This is a genomic window from Trichococcus sp., assembly GCF_049589555.1.
Classification (GTDB): Bacteria; Bacillota; Bacilli; order Lactobacillales; family Aerococcaceae; genus Trichococcus.
In genome coordinates this window covers 28688-47964 of the sequence record NZ_JBAWAZ010000016.1, presented here as the reverse complement: position 1 = coordinate 47964, position 19277 = coordinate 28688, and the positions used below count along the sequence as shown (strand labels likewise).

Genomic DNA, 19277 nt, shown 5'->3' with positions numbered 1-19277 from the left:
ATGTCCAGATTCCGGACAGCTTCTTTGGCATCTATGATGGGGCGATTGTGGTGGACCACCTTTTGGGGAAGGTACATCTTGCTTCGCCGGGGTTCTTCGGCGATCCGGAAAAGTGGGTTTCCGAGGTGGAAAAAGCTATTACGGCAGCGGAAGGGATGCATTTTCCGGCTGCGGGCTTTGAATTGGCCAGCGAAGCCAGAACGAAGCTCACTGCGAACATGACAAAGGATTACTATTTGGCGGCAATCGCACGCATCAAAGAGTACATCCGTTCCGGCGACATCTATCAGGTAAACATGACCCAACGCTTCCAATGCCGGACGGAAGCATCGCCCTACGAGTTGTACACGCGCTTGCGCAACATCAACCCGGCTCCCTTTGCTGCGTACATCGACTTCGGCATGGGCCAGCTGTTGAGCAGCTCGCCGGAGCGGTTCCTGCAGATCCGCAACGGCAATGTGCAGACACGGCCGATCAAAGGCACCCGACCGCGGGGCGCGACCGAACAAGAGGATAGTGCGAACCGCCAGGAGCTGCTGGCAAGCGAGAAGGACCGGGCTGAATTGTTGATGATCGTCGATCTGATGCGCAATGATTTGGGCCGGGTCTGCAAAACAGGCAGCGTCAAGGTCACGGAAATGTACCATATCGAAGACTACAGCACCGTCTTTCAGCTCGTTTCGACAGTCGAAGGGGAGTTGGAGGAAGGCATCCATGCGCTCGATTGCATCAAAGCTGCCTTCCCGGGCGGATCGATAACGGGCGCGCCAAAAATCAGGGCGATGGAAATCATCGACGAAATCGAGCCGACCCAGCGCAACGTCTATACCGGATCAATAGGCTATGTCGGCTTCAACGGAGATGCCGATCTGAATATCGTCATCCGGACGATCCTGCAGAAAGATGATACGGCCTATTTTCAGGTCGGTGGCGGCATCGTCTGGGATTCGGATGCGGAGATGGAATACGAGGAGACGCTTGTGAAGGCGAAGGCACTCATCGAAGCGCTGCAAGCGGAATTACCGGAAGGGGAATGACAATGCAAGTATTTTTGAATGATGCCTATCTTGAGGAAGCTGCAGCACTGATCAGTCCGCTGTCCCCGGGCTTCATGTACGGATACGGGGTTTTTGAGACGATCCGTGTTTCCGGTAAAAAAGTGTTGTTTCTGGACCAACATTACGGGCGCATGGTCCGTGCTCTTTCCGTTCTGGGGATGACTTGCCCTTATCAAGAAAACGAACTCCAGCCAATCATCGAAAAACTGCTGGATCTGAATGGCGTTTCCGAAGGGTTCGTAAAGGTCGTCTGCAGCAAACCGATCCCAAAAAAACAGCCGCAACAGGAAGCGGATATCCTGATTCTGACAGGAACGAAAACCTATAAAGATGAATACGCGACAGGCTTGAAAGTGTGCCTGGCCGATGCGAGAAGGAACGAATTCTCCAAGCTCGTCGGCATCAAAAGCATGAACTACACGGAAAACATCCTGGAAAAAGAAGCAGCCGTTCAGAAAGGCTTTGATGAAGCAATCTTTTTGAACACGCATGATCATGTTGCCGAGGGGTGCGTTTCGAATGTTTTTTGGGTGAAGGACGGAATCGTATACACCCCATCGCTGAACTGCGGCATCCTGGGAGGGACGGCTAGAGCAAGGGTAATCAAGAAATGCGCTGAGTTTCAGATTCCGTTCCAGGAAGGGGCGTACGGCCTGGAGAAACTTTTGAGTGCGGATGAAGTATTCGTCACAAATGCTCTGATGGACATCATGCCGGTGAGTCTTCTTGAGGAGCGGCATTTGGACCTCGGGGCATACCAAGTGGTGCCCCAGCTCCGGGGAAACGGGCGCTAATCGGAGCACACCGTTGATTCCTAGCCGCAACTCAGATGAAGCCAGCTTTATCTGAGAACGCCTGCGAAATGTAGGTTGAACTCCGGCGAAGCCTGCGTTCCCCGGAGCAAAAGAATAAAAAATCAACCGGACTGCCCGCAAGAAAGGAAAACCGATTAGATGGAAAAATGCGATCAAATCGAAAGAAGTCTCATAAAAAAATACAGGAAACCCTTATGGCGGCCCTTCATCAAAGCAATCCAGGAATATGACCTGATCCAGAACGGCGATAAGATAGCCGTCTGCATCTCCGGCGGGAAGGATTCCATGCTGATGGCCAAACTGATGCAGGAGCTGCAACGGCATGGCACGATACGATTCGAGCTGGTCTTTTTGGCGATGAATCCGGGATACAGTGAACAGAACCAACAACAGATTTTGGATAATGCCGCATTGATGGAAATCCCGCTGACCGTTTTCGAGTCCTCCATTTTTGATGTCGTGGAGAATGTGGACTCGTCCCCCTGTTACCTTTGCGCGCGTATGCGCAGAGGCAATCTGTACCAAAAAGCCCAGGAGCTCGGCTGCAACAAAATCGCTTTGGGCCATCATTTTGATGACGTCATCGAGACGATCCTGATGAATATGTTCTACGGTGGGACCATCGAGACGATGATGCCGAAACTGCACAGCCGGAACTTCGCAGGGATGGAGCTGATCCGACCGCTTTATCATGTGAAGGAAGCGGATATCATCGCTTGGAAGGACTACCATCAGCTGACCTTCCTCCAGTGCGCTTGCCGTTTTACGGAAATGTACGATAATCAACCGAGCGATCTGGGAGGTTTCAAACGCAAAGAGATGAAGGCGTTGATCGGGCAGTTGCGCGAAACGAGTCCGCTTATCGACGTGAATATCTTCCAGAGTGTGCAGAGTGTGAACCTCGAAAAGATCATTTCTTACCGCAATCGGGACGGAAGGCATCATTTTCTGGAAAAATACGCGGATGGGGCTGAAAGGCCGCGTCCGGATATGGTAGAATGAGTCGAACCTCCGCAAAAAATCGGAGAACATTATTAGGGAGTTGAAAGAAATGACCTTGTCATTCGAAGAAAAAAAAGCGATATTTGATGATTATAAAGAACTGACGGCTGTTCCGGTCTCGATGAACCGGATCAATTATCATTTCAATGCGAGTGCGGTGGACCACAAAATCGCTGTCCGCTTCCTGCATCCAAACGGCAATGCCTTCATTTATGCAGGCTACCTGCCGAAAGAAGAGACGGATAAAGGCTATATTTCCGTATTGGAAAGCGACGAAGGAACGATCCGCTTCCTTCTGGAAAAGGCGATTTCCTTTCTGAAAAAAACCGAAGACGGCTATGAGGAAGGTTACTCGGAAAAATGGGTGGATCGGTCCGGAGATGTTCTGTTACTGATCTACGATAATCCGATGTGGTCGGTTGCTTTGACGAACGGTCAAATCGAAGGGATCTTCAAAACCCGTGATGCGGCTGTCGGTTATCTGAATGATGAAGGTTTCTCGCGAACCAATTAACCGCCAAACGCATGCGAAAGGAAGGCTGGCATGGGAATCAGACAAATGCTTGCGGACTATTCTCCCTTCAATGCGCAGGAAGAAAAGGATCGTGAGTTGATGCTTCGCTATCTGGATCAGTTCGATAATCTGTTCAGGCGTGAGAATGAGTTCGCCCATTTCACCGCTTCGAGTTGGGTCGTCAATCGCGAGCGGACCAAGGTGCTGATGGTCTACCATAACATCTACCGTTCCTGGTCCTGGATCGGTGGCCACATGGATGGCGAAACCGACTTTCTGGCGACAGCCATCCGGGAAACGAAGGAAGAGACGGGTGTCGAGCAGGTAACACCGGTATCGCAGGAACTCTTTTCGCTCGAAATATTGAGTGTGGACGGGCATGTCAAAAACGGCAAACAGGTAGGAACACATGTGCATCTGAACCTGACCTACCTGCTGGAAGCGGACGAAACGCAAGAGACGAGCATCAAACCGGACGAGAACAGTGGCGTCGCCTGGATGGGGTTGGAGGAGGCGCTCAACAAGTGCACCGAGCCTTACATGAAGGGCATTTACGCCAAGCTGAACGATAAATTAAACAGAATGCAATAGCCGCTCAGCGCCGATGGTTCTCATTTTCCATCGGCAACGAAAAGTGGCATAATGGCAGTGGAGAGCATCGACTGCGCCGAAGAACGTCTTCGGCGGGTCGGTGCAGCCGCTGTTTTTTTTGTCCATTTGCACTGTCGGGATCGGTAATCATAAGATTAAGGAGGATTTAACTTATGAATAAAATTGTTCCGCATTTTTGGTTCGATACGCAGGCTGTTGAAGCAGCCGAATTTTATACCTCACTGTTCGATAATTCCAAAATCACAAACGTCAGCCAAATCCAAAATCCACCACCATATGGAAATGCCGATATTGTCTCGATGACGTTGGCCGGTCAGGATTTCATGGCGATCTCGGCAGGTCCGTATTTCCGCTTCAATCCGTCCATTTCCATCCGGGTCGATTGCGCATCAATGAAGGAAGTCGATTTCCTTTGGGAAAAGCTTTCCGATGGCGGCGCGGTGCTCATGCCGTTGGACGCTTATCCCTTCAGTAAAAGGTATGGTTGGACGGAAGACCGCTACGGCCTGTCCTGGCAGGTCATGCATGTCGGCGAACGGGAGATAGAGCAGAAATTGACGCCGACGCTGATGTTCACGAAAAAACAATGCGGCAAAGCAGAGGAGGCGATCCTTTTCTATGAGGCGGTATTTTCAGATACTTCAATCGATGGAATGGATTACTACGGAGTGGGGGAGGAACCGGATGCACCAGGGACTGTAAGGTTCGCTTCTTTCAAGCTGGAAGACCAAACGTTCGCAGCCATGGACAGCGCTCAGGCCCATGATTTTGAATTCAATGAAGCCGTCTCTTTCATCGTCAATTGTGAAAATCAGGAAGAAATTGATTACTATTGGGAAGCCCTGTCTTATGTTCCGGAAGCGGAAAACTGCGGATGGCTGAAGGATAAATACGGGGTATCGTGGCAAATCGTTCCAACGGACATGAATGAAATGCTGCAGACAGCGGATCCTGAAAAATTGGCACGCGTCACAGAGGCAACTCTGAAAATGAAAAAATTAGACCTTGCGGAACTGAGAAGAGTTTACGAAGCCTAGTCACTGTTTTTTTGCATGGTTGCATGAAAGAAGGATGCAGGATGAATAAGAAGGTTTGGTGGAAAGGGTTCTTCTGGAGTATCAACTTGTTATTTTTGGCGATTTTGTTGGGATTTTCAGGTGTTGCTTCGGCCACTACCATGAATGCGGAAAATCTGGATCATTTGGCTGCAGGTGAGACGATTGAAGGACCGGGTTTCTTTGCGGGTAATGTGGTGAAAGTCGATGGAAATGTGGAGGGGACGACGTTTGTGTCCGGGCAGGATGTCCGGATCAACGGCAACATCAACGGTGATCTTTTTGTGGCTTCCCAAACGATTACCATCAGCGGGACAGTGACCGGCAATATTTATGGAGCTGGGCAAGCACTTACCTTTGATGGGCAGTCGGAAAGCGATGTTTTCTTTGCCGGTCAGAGTATCTCCATCGGACAGGATGCGTCCATTGGCAGGGACTTGTTTGCGGCTGGCGCAACCATCCTGCAGGAAGGGATCATCCAACGCAACCTCTTCGGCGGCGGAGCTGAGATTGTCCTGAGCGGGCAGATCGGCGGGGATGTCAATCTTCAGACGGACAGTCTGAAACTCCAGGACGGTGCGAACATTGCGGGCGACCTCAACTACAAGGGTGAAAACGAAGCTGACATCGGCACTGGCGCAACGATCGCGGGTGACACCGATTGGGAATTTGCTAAAACGACGAACGTGGACAGAGAAGTCGCGGTGAAAGAGACGAGAACTCCGGTAAGGAAATTTTTCTGGTTCCTCTGGAGCTTGGCGAGTGCTTTGCTGATCTGGTTCCTGATTCGAATCTGGCGGCCTAATTTCTGGAACAACACGGCCCGCCCATTGGCTGAGAAGCCATTAAAGACGTTAGGGGTGGGTTTACTCACATTGCTGGTGGTGCCGCCGATGATCATCTTGGCAATGGTCACCGTTATTGGAATACCGGCAGGCTTCATGTTAAGTGCCGTCTACACGTTTTCGCTGTATTTGTCGCGGATCATCGTGGCGGTTTTCATCGGACAGTGGGTGGCGAAGCGCTTCAAATGGCCAGAGCTGCATAAGGGAGTCTGGCTGGTGCTCTTGGGCTTGGCTGTCCTCGGGCTTTTGGGGCTGCCACCGTTTGTCAAATTCCTCAGCTCCTTGCTGACCGTTATGGCGGGCTTAGGTGCTTTAGTGATGGCCCACTACAAGGCTACGCCTGAAGAAACCAGCGTTCAGACCGAACTGGACGTATAAGGAGCCGATCCGAAAGTGTGGAATCAGCAAAGGAATTGCCAATTTTTTTCACCGGTAGCTTGGCCTTTTTGCTATAATGGACCCTGAGGTGAATCTATGAAATTCGTAGTGGCAAGGACATTCAAAAAGAACGGCAGTGCGGCGATCGCAATCGATGCGGTACCATCCATTTTTGGCTATTCGGAAGAATTGGAGCAGCGTTTCGGGCGGAAAATCGAGGTGCTTATCTTGAGTGGGGACTCCGCGGAAGCACTGGAAGAGGCATGGCCGGAATACGCGCCCATCGCGGTGGCGGACAACAAGGAAACATTCGAACGCACGATTGAAGAAAAAGTCAGCCGGAAAAAATAGCATCGGATCGGCGCGGGAGCATATGGAAATGCTGCCGCGCCGATCTTTTTTTGCTCCGATGAAGGCAAGCCTGGCCGGAGCAGGCATCGTTTTTCCGATGCGCATCAGCCCGTCCTTGGCCGTGCGGGAACCCATCTGGTATAATCGAGGCAGAATCAAAAAAACATGCCAAATAACCGCTGTGGCGGCCAAAGCAGCGAGAGGAGAGGGAAGACAGATGACCTTAAAACAATTAAGATATATGCTGGCAGTCGCGCAGTACAAATCGATCAACGAAGCTGCAAAAAAATGCTTCATTTCGCAACCGAGCCTATCGAACGCCATCAAGGACCTTGAGGAAGAAATTGGCTTGGAACTGTTCATCCGGACCGCCAAAGGCATCACGTTGACCGCGGAAGGCAGCGAATTCCTGAAGTATGCGCAGCAGGTGATCGAGCAAGCGGAATTGCTGGAACAGCGCTACCTCGACAAAAAACCGGCCAAGCAGTTGTGTTCCATTTCGACCCAACATTACGCTTTCGCCGTCAGCGCATTCGTGAACATGATCAAAAAGAGCGGAGCGGATGAATACAAGTTCACACTGCGTGAGACGCGGACCCATGAAATCATCGAGGACGTCAAAAGTTTCCAGAGTGAAATCGGCATCCTCTATCTGGATTCGTTCAACCGCAATGCGCTCAAAAAGATCCTGCAGGAGAGCCAGTTGGAGTTTCACCCCCTCTTTGAGGCGGAACCGCACATCTTTGTCAGTGTCCGCAATCCGTTAGCGGCCAAACAGAGCGTTAACTTGGCGGATCTGGAGGATTATCCCTACCTGTCGTTCGAACAGGGCGAGCATAATTCCTTTTATTTTTCGGAAGAGATACTCAGCACCGTCTTCCATAAAAAAAGCATCCTGGTCAGCGACCGCGCGACTTTGTTCAACCTGGTTATCGGTTTGGATGGCTATACCATCTCCACCGGCGTACTTAGTGAAGAGTTGAACGGCACGGATATCGTTTCGGTTCCGTTGGATGTCGAGGACCGGATGGTGATCGGTTGGATCGCCAACAAGAAAGCTGGAATCAGTCGACAGGCGGCCGCCTATATCAAGGAGTTGAAAGCAGTGATCCGGACCTATGGGAATTAATAGGTTCGCTCTTTTCTGGGTATAGCCTTTCACTATAACTGAATATATTTTTTTGGTGTTACTCTATATCTTCATTTCATGGCATACTATTGGAAATAAATGACTTCTTGTGGAAGTCATCAACTGACATGATCAATTGTACACAAAGTAAGTGCGCTTAACCTTTGCCACTTTGAACAAATTGAAGGAGGACATGATTATGAAGATTAGAGATATGATCAGCAAAGGGGAACCAACTGTTTCGTTTGAAATTTTTCCGCCGAAAAGCAGTTATTCCCTTGAAACGGTGTTCGACACATTGGGCGAATTGAAGGACCTGCATCCCGATTTCATTTCCGTGACGTACGGCGCCGGCGGGACAGCCCAAAGCAACACGGTCGAAATCGCATCGCGCATCAAAAAGGATTTCGGCATCGAATCGATCGCCCATTTGACCGGCTGCACCTCGACAAAAGAGGGCATGAAACGGACATTGGCATCAATCAAAGAAAGCGGCATCGAAAATATCCTGGCTTTGCGCGGGGATATCCCGCAAGAAAAATTGGCGGACAAGAATTGGAATCCGGAATACCGTTATGCCTCCGAGCTCATCGACGACATCAAAGCAGCAGGCGATTTTTCGATCGGAGCGGCCTGCTATCCGGAAGGACATGTCGATTCCATCAACAAAGTGGATGACCTGAAAAATCTGAAAAGGAAAATGGACCATGGCGCTGACTTCATGATTACGCAGCTTTTCTATGACAACGATCTTTTCTATCAGTTCAAGGAGAAATTGGATCTTGTCGGCATCGAACAGCCTGTCATCGCAGGGATACTGCCGGTCCTGAACATCAAACAAGTGAAACGGATCCAGGAAATTTCCGGATGCAACCTGCCGCCGAAATTCCTGCGGATACTCGAAAGATACGAACATGATCCGGCATCACTGCAGGAAGCCGGCATCGCCTACGCAGTCGATCAGATCATCGATCTGCTTTCTTCCGGAGTGGATGGCGTCCACATCTACACGATGAACAAGCCAGACGCGACAAGAAGGATCATGGAGAACATCTCCTGCGTCCGCAAGGCGGTCTGCAGAAAAGAGCCGCAAAGATGAAGACGGATCTGAAGCTGGTAGCGAAGTACCTTGGCTTCGGCAACAAACAACCGGACGAACGGACAAGGAACGACATGGAGGCGATCGCCGCCCAATTTGAGCAGTCAGTCAATGGGAAATGGACTTATGGACACTATCTTCTGGACCACTCAGTTGAGGGATTGATCACTCTGAAAGGAACCGCTGTGGTGCTGGAAGGGAAAAGCATCACCCGCATGCTTAAGCGCTGCAAAGAAGTCTATATCATGGTCTGCACGTTAGGCGCACAAGGAGACCTCCTCATTGAGCGAAATAAAATGATGTCGCCTACTATGGGCATGATCGCGGATGCCTGTGCATCTGCATTCGTCGAGACGATCGCGGACAGTTGCCAGCAGGAAATCGAAAGCCTGCTGCCGGCAGGAGCCGCATTGACTTTCCGCTACGCGCCTGGATACGGAGACCTTCCATTGGCCACCAACAAAACGCTGCTCGGGGAATTGCAGTCAGATAAGCGGATCGGGGTCCATCTGACGGATTCGATGCTGATGACGCCAAGAAAATCGATAGTGGCGATATTGGGCGTTCTGGAGGAAGGCATCTCCAAAGGGAAGAATCATCGCTGCGGGAACACAAGCTGCAGCGAGTGCGATCTGAACGACAGCTGCACGGCCAGAAGTTAAGTTAGGGGGGACAAAAAGAATGGATATCAGAAAACAAATTGGGGAAGAGCTGCTTCTCTTCGACGGAGCGATGGGCACGATGCTCCAGAAATACGGGATGAAAGCCGGCCAAAACCCGGAAGCGTTGAACCTGGAGGATCCCGCGCTGCTAAGCCGGATCCATCGGGAATACGTCGAAGCCGGCGCACAATTCATCACGACAAATACATTCGGTGCCAATGCCTACAAACTGCAGGAGACCGGCTACTCCGTTGAGGAAGTAATCACTGCGGCCGTCGAAATCGCCAAAGCTGCAACGGCAGGATCCGGGGCGAAAGTGGCGCTCGATATCGGACCGGTAGGGAAGATGATGAAACCGATCGGATTGCTTGATTTCGATCAGGCTTACGACTATTTCCGCGAACAAGTGACGATCGGGGCTGCGGCTGGAGCGGATCTGATCCTCATCGAAACGATGTCGGATTTGGCGGAAATGCGCGCGGCCGTGTTGGCGGCGAAAGAAAACAGCAACCTGCCGATTTTCGCGACGATGACCTTTACGGAGGACGGCAACACTTTGACCGGGACCGAGCCGGAGATCATGGCGCTCTCTTTGGATGCTTTGGGTGTGGATGCGCTGGGCGTAAACTGCTCATTGGGGCCAAAGGAGCTGATTCCCATCATCAAAAGGATATTGGCATTCACGAACACGCCGGTGATGGTGCAGGCGAATGCCGGCATCCCTGTGACGGAAGCGGGAGTCGCCAAGTATAACGTCATTTCCGCGGATTACCTTGAGGTCGCGAAGGAGCTGGCCGGTTTGGGGGTCTCCGTGATCGGCGGCTGCTGCGGCACGACACCGGAGTACATCCGCGATCTGCAGCAGGCAAAAACATTTTTTGCGAAAAGGGAAATCAATCAATTGAAACGGTACGTCTGTTCCGCGCAGAAAAAAGTTTGCCTGGATGGCCAAATCACCCTCATCGGTGAGCGGATCAACCCGTCAGGCAACAAGGCTTTGAAGGAACAATTCGTGGCAGGCAATCCATTAGCGGCCATCAAAGTCGCTTTTGAGCAGGTCCAAAAAGGTGCGGATGTTTTGGACGTCAACACCTCTTTGCCGATGATCGACGAAACGGACTACATGACAAAAATCATCGATGGGATGAGCGGCTTGGTGGAAGCGCCGCTGCAATTCGATTCGACAAAACCGGAAGTGCTTGAAGCAGCCTTGAGACGCTACAGCGGTGTCGCGATCGTCAATTCGGTCAACGGGAAAGAATCCTCGATGGCCGAAATCTATCCGATCGTCCAGAAATACGGCGCTTTTGTGGTTGCCTTGTGTCTGGATGAAGCGGGCATCCCGGATGATGCTGCCGGCCGGACCAAGGTCGCCCAAAAGCTGATTGACCGAGCAGCAGAGTACGGCATCGGTGCAGAGCGCTTGTTGGTGGATTGCCTTGTGCTCACTGCGGCTGCCCAACAGAAAGCGGTAATGGAGACGTTGAAGGCCCTGCGTTGGGTCAAGGAAAACACGAAAGCATTGACCACTTTGGGACTGAGCAATGTTTCCTATGGACTGCCTTTCCGAGCCTTGATCAACCGAACCTATTTTGCGATGGCCCTGACTTCGGGACTGGATACGGTCATCATCAATCCAGGGGCCGACGGAATCGTCGACACGATGCGCGCCTTCAATGTTTTGTCAGGGCAAGACGAAGGTGCCATCGACTATATCGACTACAACAACAAAAAGGCTGTGGTCAAATCCGATGGTCCCAAGCAGGAAAACGTGGTCCGTTCCTACCGGGAAATGTTGTTGGAAGGCGATGAAGCTGGGATCATGAAGGCAACCAACGCGCTGCTTAAAGACAATACGCCATTGGCTGTCGTGGACGATCACATCGTGCCGGCATTGGATGAAGTCGGCAAACTCTATGAGCAGAAAAATATCTTCCTGCCTCAGCTGATCCGCGCCGCCGAAACGGCCGGCAAAGCTTTCGAGACGATCCGTGCAAAACTTGCTGCAGGCAATGAGAAGCTGGAATCGAAGGGGACCATCGTGATGGCTACCGTAAGAGGGGATATCCACGATATCGGAAAGAATCTGGCGAAAGTTCTGCTTGAAAACTATGGCTACGACGTCATCGACCTGGGCAAAGATGTTCCGATTGAGGAGGTTGTGGCGGTTGCCAAGCAACATCAAGTCAAACTGGTCGGGCTGTCTGCGTTGATGACGACGACCGTCACTGCGATGGAGGATACGATCACAGCCTTGCGCGAGGCTGGTTTGCCTGTGAAGGTCTTCGTCGGAGGCGCCGTACTGACCGAAAAATATGCCAAAGCCATCGGTGCGGACTACTATTGCAAAGATGCCCGAGCCGGCGTCACGGTAGCCGAAGAAGTCTTCAGTACAAACTAAAAAATCCCGGAAGAGACTCCATTCAAAATGGATATCTTCCGGGATTTTTTTTTAGGCTGGATGTCTCGTTTTATTCACGTCATCCGGTTTTTTTCTTAGAAGGAAGGCGCTGATGAAGAGTGCGACCGAATACAGTGCCAACACGACATAGAGAACGTTGTTGAAGGAACCTGTCTTCGCAATGATGAAGGCACTCAATTGGTTCCCGGAAAGTCCGGCAAAAGCCCAGGCCGATAAAGCCAGTCCGTGGATGGTGCTGATGCTGTTCATCCCGAAGCGGTCGGCAAGCAATGGCGGAAGGCTGGAGAAACCGCCGCCGTAGCCGGCGTTGATGACACAAAGCGTAATAATGACTAAAGGAGCGATTGCATTGTTGATGCCGTTCGCCAAAAGCGTAAGCGCCGTAGCAGCGATAGACAGACCGAAAATCCAGATATAAATGGTGTTTCTGTCCTTCAACCTGTCTCCGAAAGATGCAAAGCCAAGCCGCCCACTTGCGTTGAAGAGTGCCGTCAATGAGCTGATCACTCCTACTGCACCGAAGCCGATGAAGTGCAGCAAATCCTTCTCTTGTGAGATGAGCGCCAAGCCGCAAGTGATGTTAATGAAGAACATCAACCAGATGCCGATGAAGGTTTTGTTCTTGAAGATGTCGAGGATGTTTTCACCCTTCTTCATCTTCACGGATACTTCCACCCAATCGGACGGTTTTTTCAACAGCAGATGGCCCATGAACATCATGATGAAATAAACGACAGCCAGGATATAGAACAGTTTGTAGAGACGTGTCGGGTCAACGAGCGTACCGTCCGCATTTGTTGCACCCAAAAGCATCTCGATGATTGGGCTGGCGATGACCTTTGCCAATCCGAATCCGGCAACCGCTATCCCCGTAGCTAAGCCTTTATTGTTTTTGAACCAGAGCATCAGGGTTTTGACCGGCGAGAGATAGCCGATGCCGCAACCGATGCCCATCAGGACACCATAAGTCAGAAAGATGCCGATCAAGGATTTCTGCTGGATGAAGAATCCGGTACCGGCCATCCCGGTGGCGAAGCAAACCGCCGCAATCAGGGAAGACTTGTGGATATCTTTTTCCACGGCTCTGCCCGCGAAGGCAGCCGACATGCCAAGGAAGAAGATAGCGATGCTGAAAGCCCATTCGACATCTCCTTTCGGCCTGCCGATATATTCGGCGATGCCCCCCTTCAGCAAAGACCAGCAGTAGACTGTCCCGATGCTGCAATGGATCAGCAGTGCCGGTACAGCGGCACGCATCCATTTATTTTCGATGTTATTCATTATGAAGCCCCCCTTAGGTAATGATAGTATGGATTGCGTGAATATTTAATCATGCTATCGTCATCTTAACCCTGATTTACCGGAAATGCAATCGCTTTCTAGGACGACGGGAGAGGGCAGTTTGTCCAATCCGGACAATATTTTTCCCTGGGAGGCTGTGCAGACGGAATTTTCTGGAAAAATCGGAGATTTGTCGGTAATATGAACTATGGACAGTGAAGGAGGAATCAGTGGATGCAAGTTGAGATTAGGAAAGCGGAGCTGCAGGATTTGGACGCACTGAAAATAATAGAGGACACTTGTTTCCCGGAAGCCGAGGCGGCTACGCTTGAATCACTCAGCGAGCGGCTACAACTGTTTCCTGAAAGCTTCCTTGTTGCCGAACTCGAGGGCGAACTGGTGGGGTTCGTGAACGGCGCCGTCATCGATGAACCGATCATCCGCGATGCCCATTACCATGATGCTGCGCTACATAATCCGGATGGCGCTTATCAAAGCGTGTTCGGTCTGGACGTGAGTCCGGCTTTCAGAAGGCAAGGAATTGCGGGAAAATTGCTGACGGCACTGATCGATGCGGCCAGGCAAGCGGGCAGAAAAGGCTTGACGCTTTGCTGTAAAGAGGAAAAGATCCCTTATTACGAGAAATTTGGGTTGGTGAACAGTGGCAAATCGAGCTCCACGCATGGGAATGCCGTTTGGTATGACATGATTTTGCATTTTGAAGAAGAAAGGGTAGAGCAAATGAATCCGAAAATCATATTGGCGAGTCAATCGCCAAGACGCAGCGAATTGCTGTCATTATGCATAAAGGACTTTGCGGTCCAGGCTGCGGATATCGACGAAAAAGCGATAGAAGAACGCGTTCTCTCCGAAGCAGGGCAGGAAACGTTTCTGGACACTGCCACGAAACTGGTGGAAACGTTGGCGCGGGAAAAAGCGACGGTCATCCATCGTGAGGACAGAGAAGCGATGGTCATCGGTTCGGACACTGTGGTCGGGTTGGACGAAAAGATCCTCGGCAAACCGGTTGATGAGGCCGATGCCTATGCGATGCTGCGCGCCATGGCAGGAAAGACCCATTCGGTCCTGACCGGCGTCAGCATTTTATGGGGCGAAAAGGAAGAGACCTTTGCTTCTGAGACGAAAGTCAGCTTCTTTGAGTGGGATGATCGGATGGCGAAGGAAGTGAAGGCATACGTGGCATCGGGCAAGCCGATGGACAAAGCCGGAGCATACGGCATCCAGGAGGAAGCGGCGCTCTGGGTTTCCGGTATAGAAGGCGACTATAACACGATCGTCGGGTTTCCGATCGCCTTGGTCGATAAAGCCATCCATCGCTTGCTGACGGGGGCGGAATCAGAGGAATAACGTTATCGATCGTTTTCTCCGGTGAGGCGCCCGTTGGCTGGAGGAAAGATACAGAATGAGGGCTTCAACTTCGGGGAAGGAGCGCTGGCCGGAGAAACTACACAGAATGAGCGCGCCAACTCCGGGGAAAGCCCCATTCACCGGAGCTACAACAAAAAAATGAATACCGAAAAAAACCGGCGAAGCCTCGCAAAGGCATTCGTCGGTTTTTTAGCATTTATTCATGTATTTAGGACTTGGAATCGGAAAGCTGGATTTGGCGGATCACGCGTGCCGGATTCCCAGCAATCACGACATTGTCCGGGAAGGATTTGGTCACGACGCTGCCCATCCCGACGACGACGTTGTCCCCCAGCGTGACGCCCGGACCGATTACGGAAGAGCCGCCGATCCAGACATTGTCCCCGATCGTGATCGGTTTCCCGTACTCCCAGCCGCTGTTCCGTTCGACCGGATCAATCGGATGGGTAGCCGTATAGAAGCTGACGTTCGGCGCGATCATCACGTTGTCTCCGAATGTGACCGGGCAGGTGTCCAGTATCGTACAATTGAAGTTCGCATAGAAATTCTCGCCGACAAAAATATTAAAGCCGTAATCCAGCGAAAATGTCGGTTCGATATAGATATTTTCCCCAGTTTTTCCGAACCAGTTTTTCAACAGCTCACTGCGCTTGTGGGCATCCGTTTCGTTGTTGAAAAGGTACATCTTTTCCCGAGAACTGTGCCGCATCGAGGAAAGCTCCGGATTGCTGGAAAAATAAAGTTCACCGGCAATCATTTTTTCAATTTCTGATTTCATTATATAATCTCCTTACGTATAGGGTAGTAAATTTTTTGGTTATCTTTACTAATTATATCGAAACATTTACTAATTTGATATACGAAATGAATCAGGAGCTATTTTATTTTTGCGTTTACAAAATTTTTTTGGTTGGATCAAGGCATGTTGGACTTTTCGGAAATCGTCCTGTTAAATTTTGGATTGTAAAGCATAAATGCAGTAAGATATGTGTAAGCGATAACATTTACGAAGTGGATGATTGGGGTTGGTGAAATGAAAGAAGCTATGTTGTACGAAAAGTTACAGGACGGCAGGGTCAGGTGCGGCGTCTGCCCGCATCATTGCATCATCGCGGAAGGCAAGAGGGGAATCTGCGCCGTCAGGGAGAATCGGGAGGGGACTCTGTATGCATTGAATTATGGGAAAGCAATCGCGGTTGCGATCGACCCCATCGAGAAGAAGCCGCTCAATCATTTCCTTCCCGGCACTACAGCCTATTCCTTTGCTACAATCGGCTGCAACCTGCGTTGTCTTTGGTGCCAGAACTGGGCGATTTCGCAGGCCTCCAAACCGAATCGTCCGATTTATGGGGAGGACATCAGCCCGGAAGAGCATGTGCGGCGGGCTTTGGCTGCCGGTTGTCCTTCCATCGCCTACACTTACACGGAACCGATCATCTTTGTCGAATACGCACTCGACACAATGAAGCTGGCCCGTGAAGCAGGGCTGAAGAATATCTGGAAGACAGCCGGCTATGCGACGAAAGAGACGCTGGATGCAATCATTCCATATCTGGATGCCGTCAATGTCGATCTGAAGGGCACCGATGACGAAGTGTACAAAGAATATTGCGGCGGCACAGCGCAACCGGTGCTGGATACGATCATCAGATTTCATGAATCAGGCGTGCATCTCGAAATCGCCACGCTCATCGTCCCTGGGGTGAATGACCGCATCGACCAACTCGAACGGATGGCGCGTTTCATCGCCGAGGAGGTCGGCAAAGAAGTGCCGTGGCATGTCAACCGCTTCTTCCCGGGCTGGAAAATGATGGACACAGCCATCACGCCGATGGAGACTCTGGAAACAGCCGCAGCGCTTGGGAAAAAATTCGGATTGCTGCACGTGCACATCGGCAACGTCTGAAAAGGAGGGATCCCTTATGTTGGTTTTTGGCGTCATCAGTCCGCATCCGCCGCTCATCATTCCGGAAATAGGCGGGACGGACATCGAAAGGGTAAAACGCACAGTGGCGGCTTTGGAGATGGCAGCCGAAAGACTCGCCGCCGCAATGCCGGACCGTCTGCTCATCATATCGCCGCATGAAGGCCACGGTTTTGAAGTGCCCATGCATTATCTCGACAGACAACTGCCGCCCAACCTGGAAACGGAAAAGATTTTGGTGACGGTGCCTTCCTACGAGCACTACTACGAATGGGGAAAGCGCTATGGGGAAGCTTGCGACCAATCAAATCTGCGCACTGCGATCATCGCCTCTGCCGATCTGTCGCACGTGCTGAAGCCAGAGGGGCCTTACGGCTACCATTCGGCGGGACCTTTGCTTGATAAATTAGTGATCAAAGCCATTAAGGAAAAGGATGCCGGGCAGCTGTTGCGGTTGGATGCCGGGTTCCTTGAAAGGGCGGCGGAGTGCGGACTGCGCTCCATCCTGTTCCTGATGGGAGCGTTTGAAGGCAGGGAATACGAAGCGGAAGTGCTCTCCTACGAAGGTCCTTTCGGGGTGGGGTACCTTGTCGCCACTTTTACGCCTTTGGAGTCCGAAGAGCAAATATAGCTCACGCGAAGTTGATAAGGCGGACTATGGAAAGTTGTATAAATAATTTTGTTAATTAAGAAGAGGCGAGTTCTATGAAAAAAACATTTTTCACCTCAGAATCGGTCATGGAGGGGCATCCGGATAAACTATGCGATCAGATAGCCGACGGAATCCTGGATGCCATTCTGGAGCAGGATCCGTTCGCGCGGGTGGCTTGCGACGTTTCCGCCAGCACCGGTTTGATCACGGTTTTCGGCCAGATTACAACTGTCAGCACGGTGGACATTCCGGTTATAGTCCGGACAATCATCCAGGAAGTCGGCTATACGGACAGCGGCTTTGGCATCGACGGGAAGTCCTGCTCCGTCCTGATCGGGTTGGACAGGCAATCGGCGGATATCGCTGCAGGGGTCGGCTCCTCATTGGAAAAGCGGCTCGGTTCAAATGACGAAACGGATCGGTTGGGAGCCGGCGATCAGGGGCTGATGTTCGGCTATGCCTGCAAGGAAACGCCGGAGTTGATGCCGCTGCCGATCACGTTGGCGCATAAGATGGCCGAGAAGGTTGCGGAGCTGCGGAAATCAGGGGGGCTGCCTTATCTGAGGCCGGATGGGAAAACGCAGGTGACCGTGGAGTATGCGGGCGACCGGGTCAAAAGGGTCGAAGCGGTCGTCATCGCCTGTCAGCATGACGAATCGGTCGATCAGGAACGGATCAGAGAGGACATGCTTCGAATGGTGATTCCGGCCGTTATTCCGGCGGAGCTGTTGGATGATCAGACGAAATATTTCGTCAATGCCACCGGCCGTTTCGTCATCGGCGGCCCTGCCGGCGATTCGGGATGGACCGGCAAAAAAATCATCGTCGATACTTATGGCGGTTATGCACGGCACGGAGGAGGCTCCTTTTCCGGTAAAGACCCGACAAAAGTCGACCGCTCCGCCGCCTATGCAGCCCGTTATGTGGCGAAGAACGTTGTGGCAGCAGGATTGGCAGACAGTTGCGAAATCCAGCTGGCCTATGTCATCGGGGTGGCCAGGCCCGTTTCCGTCCGAGTCGAAACCTTCGGGACGGCCAGCATCGCCGAAGAACAGATCGAAGAATTGATCAAGAAACACTTCGACCTGCGTCCAGCTGCAATCATCCGCAATTTCGATCTGCGGAAGCCAATCTACAGAAATCTTGCTTGTTATGGTCATTTCGGCAGGCCCGAATTGGACCTTCCCTGGGAGCGGATCGATAAGGCTGCCGTGCTGGAAAAAGAGGCGCTGGATTTGAAAAGAATGCCGAAACATCAGACTGGGGATGAATTTCATGGATAGAAAGCAGCTTCGGCAGGAAAGGAGCAATTTGCTAAAGTTGGTCCTGATCCGTCTCTTTTCAGGGGTGCTTGTGATCGGAGGCATCCTGTTCGCTTTGGCGGGCACCTTCCGGTATTGGCAGGCTTGGCTTTTTCTTGCGGCATTGATGATTCCGTTAGTCATGACGCTCGTCTTTTTGTTGCGGAAGGACCCTGAGTTGCTGGAAAAACGGATGAACCTGAAGGAACCGCGCAAAGAGCAACGCAAAATCGTCCAAATTTCAGGGTTGTTCATGCTCTTGGGCTTTTTCCTGCCTGGATTGGACTACCGCTACCAGTGGTCCGATGTCCCGATTTGGGTGATTGTTGTCAGCGTCATTGTGTTCGAATGCTCCTATGCGATGGTGGTCGCCGTATTCGCCCAAAACAGCTATGCCTCCCGCGTCGTCGAAATCCAGGAAGGGCAGCAGTTGATCGATACCGGTCTCTATGCGATCATCCGCCACCCAATGTATTCGGCTTCCATCATCCTGTACCTTTCGATTCCGCTGATGCTCGGGTCCTACTATGCCGTGATTCCGATGGCGTTGAGTTGCCTCGAACTGATTGCGCGGATCAAGGACGAGGAGGAGATGCTGAAGGCAGGGCTGGCGGGCTACACAGCCTATTCCCAGCGAGTCAAGTACCGCTTGATTCCCTACATTTGGTGAGTTTGCGAGTCTGGTACGTTCATTCATACAACAAAAAAACAGCCCGCTGACTGGTTCGGATTTTTCCGAATAGTCAGCGGGTTGTTTTGGATTATTGGGTGATTAGATGGCTAGCTTC

General features: G+C 51.5%; 18 protein-coding genes and 1 pseudogene. 17 read left to right on the top strand and 2 right to left on the bottom strand.

The annotated features are described in order from the left end of the window. The 12 genes from pabB to WBV27_RS01030 form a co-directional block, all read left to right on the top strand. Nucleotides 1-1037 (top strand): aminodeoxychorismate synthase component I (gene pabB, locus WBV27_RS01085; RefSeq protein WP_424198653.1); only part of this gene is annotated, 1037 nt, incomplete at its 5' end. A 2-nt stretch (nt 1038-1039) separates the two neighbouring features. Further along, a complete protein-coding gene (locus WBV27_RS01080; RefSeq protein ID WP_424198651.1) occupies nt 1040-1852 on the top strand; it encodes an aminotransferase class IV in 813 nt (270 codons plus the stop codon). Between the two features lie 159 nt (nt 1853-2011). Beyond that, nucleotides 2012-2875 carry a tRNA 2-thiocytidine biosynthesis TtcA family protein gene (locus WBV27_RS01075; RefSeq protein WP_424198649.1) on the top strand — a complete coding sequence of 288 codons (864 nt, stop codon included), beginning with the start codon at nt 2012-2014 and terminating at the stop codon, nt 2873-2875. A gap of 49 nt (nt 2876-2924) precedes the next feature. Beyond that, complete coding sequence (locus WBV27_RS01070; protein ID WP_424198647.1) at nt 2925-3389, top strand: hypothetical protein; 465 nt, start codon at nt 2925-2927, stop codon at nt 3387-3389. Between the two features lie 30 nt (nt 3390-3419). Next, a complete protein-coding gene (locus WBV27_RS01065; RefSeq protein ID WP_424198645.1) occupies nt 3420-3980 on the top strand; it encodes an NUDIX hydrolase in 561 nt (186 codons plus the stop codon). 173 nt (nt 3981-4153) lie between these two features. Further along, nucleotides 4154-5038 (top strand): VOC family protein, encoded by an 885-nt coding sequence (locus WBV27_RS01060; RefSeq protein ID WP_424198643.1) that lies wholly within the window; start codon nt 4154-4156, stop codon nt 5036-5038. A gap of 41 nt (nt 5039-5079) precedes the next feature. Continuing rightward, the gene (locus tag WBV27_RS01055; RefSeq protein WP_424198641.1) at nt 5080-6279 is read left to right on the top strand and encodes a hypothetical protein; all 1200 of its coding nucleotides are present in this window, start codon (nt 5080-5082) and stop codon (nt 6277-6279) included. A gap of 96 nt (nt 6280-6375) precedes the next feature. Next, nucleotides 6376-6630 carry a DUF6718 family protein gene (locus WBV27_RS01050; protein WP_424198639.1) on the top strand — a complete coding sequence of 85 codons (255 nt, stop codon included), beginning with the start codon at nt 6376-6378 and terminating at the stop codon, nt 6628-6630. Nucleotides 6631-6847: 217 nt separating this feature from the next. Continuing rightward, entirely contained in the window at nt 6848-7759 is a 912-nt protein-coding gene (locus WBV27_RS01045) for a LysR family transcriptional regulator (protein ID WP_424198657.1), read from the top strand. A 199-nt stretch (nt 7760-7958) separates the two neighbouring features. Further along, nucleotides 7959-8858, top strand: a complete 900-nt coding sequence (gene metF, locus WBV27_RS01040; protein WP_424198637.1) for a methylenetetrahydrofolate reductase [NAD(P)H] — start codon at nt 7959-7961, stop codon at nt 8856-8858. Then, nucleotides 8855-9520 (top strand): vitamin B12 dependent-methionine synthase activation domain-containing protein, encoded by a 666-nt coding sequence (locus WBV27_RS01035; protein ID WP_424198635.1) that lies wholly within the window; start codon nt 8855-8857, stop codon nt 9518-9520. Before metF ends, WBV27_RS01035 begins: the two co-directional genes overlap by 4 nt. A 19-nt stretch (nt 9521-9539) precedes the next feature. Then, nucleotides 9540-11921, top strand: coding sequence for a homocysteine S-methyltransferase family protein (locus WBV27_RS01030; protein ID WP_424198633.1), 2382 nt, complete (start codon nt 9540-9542; stop codon nt 11919-11921). Between the two features lie 51 nt (nt 11922-11972). Here the strand turns inward: WBV27_RS01030 and WBV27_RS01025 are convergent, their stop codons facing one another. Continuing rightward, on the bottom strand, nt 11973-13214 hold the full coding sequence (locus WBV27_RS01025) for an OFA family MFS transporter (protein ID WP_424198655.1): 1242 nt from the start codon (nt 13212-13214) through the stop codon (nt 11973-11975). 243 nt (nt 13215-13457) lie between these two features. On the opposite strand from WBV27_RS01025, the gene WBV27_RS01020 reads away from it, so the two are divergent. After that, nucleotides 13458-14591, top strand: coding sequence for a Maf family nucleotide pyrophosphatase (locus WBV27_RS01020; RefSeq protein WP_424198631.1), 1134 nt, complete (start codon nt 13458-13460; stop codon nt 14589-14591). Between the two features lie 250 nt (nt 14592-14841). Here WBV27_RS01020 and WBV27_RS01015 read toward each other — a convergent pair. Beyond that, nucleotides 14842-15390 (bottom strand): annotated as a pseudogene (locus WBV27_RS01015) (sugar O-acetyltransferase); the annotation flags it as partial. Nucleotides 15391-15645: 255 nt separating this feature from the next. Here WBV27_RS01015 and amrS point away from each other — a divergent pair. The 4 genes from amrS (at nt 15646) to WBV27_RS00995 (ending at nt 19159) form a co-directional block, all read left to right on the top strand. Next, on the top strand, nt 15646-16518 hold the full coding sequence (gene amrS, locus WBV27_RS01010; protein WP_424198629.1) for an AmmeMemoRadiSam system radical SAM enzyme: 873 nt from the start codon (nt 15646-15648) through the stop codon (nt 16516-16518). A gap of 16 nt (nt 16519-16534) precedes the next feature. Beyond that, the gene (gene amrB, locus WBV27_RS01005; protein WP_424198627.1) at nt 16535-17167 is read left to right on the top strand and encodes an AmmeMemoRadiSam system protein B; all 633 of its coding nucleotides are present in this window, start codon (nt 16535-16537) and stop codon (nt 17165-17167) included. Nucleotides 17168-17241: 74 nt separating this feature from the next. Beyond that, complete coding sequence (gene metK / locus WBV27_RS01000) at nt 17242-18471, top strand: methionine adenosyltransferase (RefSeq protein WP_424198625.1); 1230 nt, start codon at nt 17242-17244, stop codon at nt 18469-18471. Then, a complete protein-coding gene (locus tag WBV27_RS00995; protein WP_424198623.1) occupies nt 18464-19159 on the top strand; it encodes a methyltransferase family protein in 696 nt (231 codons plus the stop codon). The genes metK and WBV27_RS00995 overlap by 8 nt, the downstream gene beginning before the upstream one ends. Nucleotides 19160-19277 lie beyond the last annotated feature (118 nt).

What these genes read in the sequence shown, in the direction of transcription:
- WBV27_RS01080 (WP_424198651.1), top strand. Translation starts at nt 1,040, where the DNA reads ATGCAAGTATTTTTGAATGATGCCTATCTTGAGGAAGCTGCAGCACTG.
- WBV27_RS01075 (WP_424198649.1), top strand. Translation starts at nt 2,012, where the DNA reads ATGGAAAAATGCGATCAAATCGAAAGAAGTCTCATAAAAAAATACAGG.
- WBV27_RS01070 (WP_424198647.1), top strand. Translation starts at nt 2,925, where the DNA reads ATGACCTTGTCATTCGAAGAAAAAAAAGCGATATTTGATGATTATAAA.
- WBV27_RS01065 (WP_424198645.1), top strand. Translation starts at nt 3,420, where the DNA reads ATGGGAATCAGACAAATGCTTGCGGACTATTCTCCCTTCAATGCGCAG.
- WBV27_RS01060 (WP_424198643.1), top strand. Translation starts at nt 4,154, where the DNA reads ATGAATAAAATTGTTCCGCATTTTTGGTTCGATACGCAGGCTGTTGAA.
- WBV27_RS01055 (WP_424198641.1), top strand. Translation starts at nt 5,080, where the DNA reads ATGAATAAGAAGGTTTGGTGGAAAGGGTTCTTCTGGAGTATCAACTTG.
- WBV27_RS01050 (WP_424198639.1), top strand. Translation starts at nt 6,376, where the DNA reads ATGAAATTCGTAGTGGCAAGGACATTCAAAAAGAACGGCAGTGCGGCG.
- WBV27_RS01045 (WP_424198657.1), top strand. Translation starts at nt 6,848, where the DNA reads ATGACCTTAAAACAATTAAGATATATGCTGGCAGTCGCGCAGTACAAA.
- metF (WP_424198637.1), top strand. Translation starts at nt 7,959, where the DNA reads ATGAAGATTAGAGATATGATCAGCAAAGGGGAACCAACTGTTTCGTTT.
- WBV27_RS01035 (WP_424198635.1), top strand. Translation starts at nt 8,855, where the DNA reads ATGAAGACGGATCTGAAGCTGGTAGCGAAGTACCTTGGCTTCGGCAAC.
- WBV27_RS01030 (WP_424198633.1), top strand. Translation starts at nt 9,540, where the DNA reads ATGGATATCAGAAAACAAATTGGGGAAGAGCTGCTTCTCTTCGACGGA.
- WBV27_RS01020 (WP_424198631.1), top strand. Translation starts at nt 13,458, where the DNA reads ATGCAAGTTGAGATTAGGAAAGCGGAGCTGCAGGATTTGGACGCACTG.
- amrS (WP_424198629.1), top strand. Translation starts at nt 15,646, where the DNA reads ATGAAAGAAGCTATGTTGTACGAAAAGTTACAGGACGGCAGGGTCAGG.
- amrB (WP_424198627.1), top strand. Translation starts at nt 16,535, where the DNA reads ATGTTGGTTTTTGGCGTCATCAGTCCGCATCCGCCGCTCATCATTCCG.
- metK (WP_424198625.1), top strand. Translation starts at nt 17,242, where the DNA reads ATGAAAAAAACATTTTTCACCTCAGAATCGGTCATGGAGGGGCATCCG.
- WBV27_RS00995 (WP_424198623.1), top strand. Translation starts at nt 18,464, where the DNA reads ATGGATAGAAAGCAGCTTCGGCAGGAAAGGAGCAATTTGCTAAAGTTG.